Annotated in this window: 2 protein-coding genes; both read right to left on the bottom strand. The window is 64.9% G+C overall.

Annotation, left to right across the window (positions count from 1 at the left end; translation table 11 throughout):
* A partial coding sequence (locus tag KBB36_RS20805) for a circularly permuted type 2 ATP-grasp protein (RefSeq protein ID WP_290985792.1) occupies window positions 1–1,881 on the bottom strand: 1,881 nt, incomplete at its 3' end.
* Window positions 1,882–1,912: 31 nt separating this feature from the next.
* A partial coding sequence (locus KBB36_RS20800; RefSeq protein ID WP_290985790.1) for a transglutaminase family protein occupies window positions 1,913–3,667 on the bottom strand: 1,755 nt, incomplete at its 5' end.

Below are 3,667 nucleotides of genomic sequence, written 5' to 3'. Positions count from 1 at the left end.
CGTCTGGCCCATAGTCTGGCTCGGCGCAAAGGCATTGGTGACAGCGCGGGCAAAAAGCTGTGTATCTGGCGGTGCGGCGGCAGCACGTTGGTCGATGATGCCGCAGCGCGCCAGGGCGCGTGCCAGCACCGACATCTCCACCATGTCCCGCGCCGAGCCAATTTCACCGATCAGGCGGCTCAGCGTGGCGCGCAGCAGGCGGGCGCCGTCATCCAGCCGTTCGATCGAGCGGCCAAGCCAGAACAGGTCATCGGCAACGCGGCTTTGCAATGTACCCGACGAGCGGCGCAGTTGCAGGCGCTGGCGCGAGGCGCTGCCCCGGATCACCAGCGGGCCGGGATCGGTGGCTTCCACCCACACATCCTTGTTGATGCCGCCACGCTGAATGGTGGCGCTGAACGGATCGCCGTCGGTCGGCACCCGGGCCAGGCCGCCGGGCATCACCACATAGCCATCGCCATCGGCCACCAACTGCACGCGCAGCAGGATCGGGGCCGGTTCCAGCTTGCCATTGGCGCCAAGCCCCGGCGCCACTGAAGGTACAATCCGTTCCTGCGCCACATAATCCGCCGGCCGGGCTTTGATCCGTGCCAGCAGGGCGGCACGCTCACTATCACTCAGGTCACGCACGGTGATCGGGGCGAAGCGCAGATCGCGGGCGCCGCGCACCACCATGGCGTCAAACCGCTGCTCCACTTCACGCAAAGCATAACTCTGGCCGCACCACCAGGTGGCCACCGAGGGCAGCTTGAGTGGTTCGCCCAGCAAATGCTCGGCCAGGGTGGGCAGGAAAGCCTGCATTGCCGGCTGTTCGGCGATGCCGGTGCCGATGCTGTTGCTCACAGTGACGCAGCCTTCGCGCACCGCATGCAGCAGGCCGGTGACGCCAAGTGCGGATTCGGCGCGTAATTCAAGCGGATCGCACCATTCGCCGTCCAAGCGGCGCAGGATCACATCCACCTGATTCAATCCGCCCAATGTCTTAAGGTAGACATGGTCGTCGCGCATGGTCAGGTCGGCGCCTTCCACCAGCGTGGCGCCCAGTTCGCGGGCCAGATAGATATGCTCGAAATAGGCTTCGTTATAGGGGCCGGGTGTGAGCAGCACTACACGCGGATTGTCGCTGGTGGTTTGGCCGCGCGCCTGCAAATCAGCCTGCCAATATTCAAAATAGGCGTTGATCGGCCGCGCCCGCGATTCACGCAGCGCATTACCCATCAAGCGCGACATCACACGGCGGTTCTGCAAGGCATAGCCGGCGCCGGCCGGAGCCTGGCTGCGATCAGCGATTACCCGCCACACGCCATCGGTGCCGCGCACCAGCTCCGCCGCATAATGCTGCAACATACGGCCGGGAAGTTTGCCATTGGTCTGCCGCGCCGGGCGCAGAAAATCACGATGGCCATAAACCAGCGCCGGCGGATAGCGGCCTTCTTTCAGCAGGCGCATGGGGCCATACACATCGCGTAGCAGCAGGTCGAGCAATTGTGCCCGCTGGATCAGGCCGGCTTCGATATTGGCCCATTCCTCGGCTGAGAGGATCACCGGCACCGGATCAAGCTGCCAGGGCCGCTGCTCGGGGATAGGCGGCGCGATTTCCACCGGCTTGGCGCGGCCGGGCTCATTGGGCAGCTCGTAAAGGTTATACGTGACGCCTTCGTCTTCCAGATGCTGGCGTCCACGTTCAGCGCGTTCGGCCAGGCCGTTCTGGCCCAGCAGGCTGAGTGATGCCAGCAACGGTTGCCAATGCGGCCGGATGCCGCCCTGGCCGGTCACCATCTCATCCCAGGCCTCGGGATCGCGCCCCCGGCTTTCGGCAGCCGCAGGCGCTGCCGGTTCGGCAGGCGGTTTATCGGCCTTGGCTTTGGGGGCGGATGACATGGTTTCCCGGTACAGAATCGCAGCGGCCAGTCTAGCCGCTGCGCAGGTCCAGGGTAAGCGGTTGCTGGCCTGGTGCTTGCGTGGCTGGTTGCGGCATGGCCCCTGGTGTATGGCCGATGGTGAAGAAGCGGGCGCGGCGGCGCGCCTCGGCCTCATTCGCGTTTACCGGGAAAGTATCGTAGTTGCGGCCGCCTGGATGCGCGACATGGTAGGTGCAGCCACCCAGCGAGCGGCCATTCCAGGTATCGAACAGGTCAAAAACCAGTGGCGTATGCACGGCAATGGTAGGATGCAGCGCGCTGGCCGGCCCCCAGGCCTTGAAACGCACGCCGGCAACATATTCGCCCGGCACCCCGGTGGCGCGCAGTGGCACGGCGCGGCCATTGCAGGCCACCACATGGCGCGTATCGGTCAGGCCCTTCAGTTTCACCTGCAAGCGTTCCACCGAGGAATCGACATAGCGTGCGGTGCCGCCGGCCGTGGCTTCCTCGCCCAGCACATGCCAGGGCTCCAGCGCATGGCGCAGTTCCAGCTCTATGCCGCGCGCCGCCACACTGCCGACATGCGGGAAACGGAATTCGGCATGGGCGGCAAACCATTCCGGCGCAAAGCCGAAGCCGTGCTCATCAAGGTCCTCCAGCACATCGTTGAAATCCTGCATGCAGAAATGCGGCAGCAGGAATTCATCATGCAGCCTGGTGCCCCAGCGCACCGGCTTGCGCGCATAAGGGCGTTCGGCAAAGGCGGCCAGCAGGGCGCGCAGCAAAGCCTGTTGCGCCAGGCTCATGCGCACATCGGGCGGCATCTCGAAGGCGCGTAATTCCACCAGGCCCAACCGGCCGGTCGGGCCGTCGGGCGAGAACAGCTTGTCGATGCAGAATTCAGTGCGATGCGTGTTGCCGGTCAGGTCCACCAGCACATTGCGCAGGATGCGGTCTACCAGCCAGGGCGGCGGGTTGTCGCCATGCCTGTCCAATTGCTCGAAGGCCACTTCCAGGTTGACCAGGGCATCATCGCGGGCCTCGTCAACCCGCGGATGCTGGCTGGTCGGGCCGATGAACAGGCCGGAGAACAGGTAGGAAAGCGAGGGGTGATTCTGCCAATAGCCGAGCAGGCTGCGCAGCAGGCCGGGCTTGCGCAGGAAGGGGCTATCCGCCGGCTGTGCCGCGCCCATCACCACATGGTTGCCGCCGCCGGTGCCGACATGGCGGCCATCCAGCATGAACTTTTCCGTGCCAAGCCGGGTCTGGCGCGCTTCCTCATAGAGAATCGTGGTGCGCTCAGCCAGCTCGCGCCAATTCGAGGAGGGGTGAATATTCACCTCGATCACGCCCGGATCGGGGGTGACGCTGAAATGCACCAGGCGAGGATCGCGCGGCGGCAGGTAACCCTCGATCACCACCTTGCGCTGCAAGGTCGCCGCCGTGTCCTCGATGGCTGCCACCAGGTCGAGATATTGCTCGGCCTGTTCCAGCGGCGGCATGAAAACATGCAGCAGGCCACCGCGCGGCTCGATACAGATCGCGGTGCGCACCACATCGGTGGCGGATTGCTGGTTTTTGGGCAGCGGGGTTTGCGCGCGTGGCGCACCGGCCGCCTGATACAATCCGCCCTTGCTCCAGGCCTGCATGCGTTCGGCAACAATCTTGTTGGCTTCGCTGAACACATCATGTGGCGGCAGCGGCGGGCGGTCTGCCATGCTGTCGCGCTCATACTGGAATTGCATGTCGCCGGGCGCCGACCAGGGCAGGCTGTCGAGCGGCAGGCGACATGCAATTCCAGTATG

This window comes from Ferrovibrio sp., from assembly GCF_017994015.1.
Classification (GTDB): domain Bacteria; phylum Pseudomonadota; class Alphaproteobacteria; order Ferrovibrionales; family Ferrovibrionaceae; genus Ferrovibrio.
The sequence above is the reverse complement of the archived record's forward strand: the minus strand, read 5'-3'. Positions and strand labels throughout refer to the sequence as shown.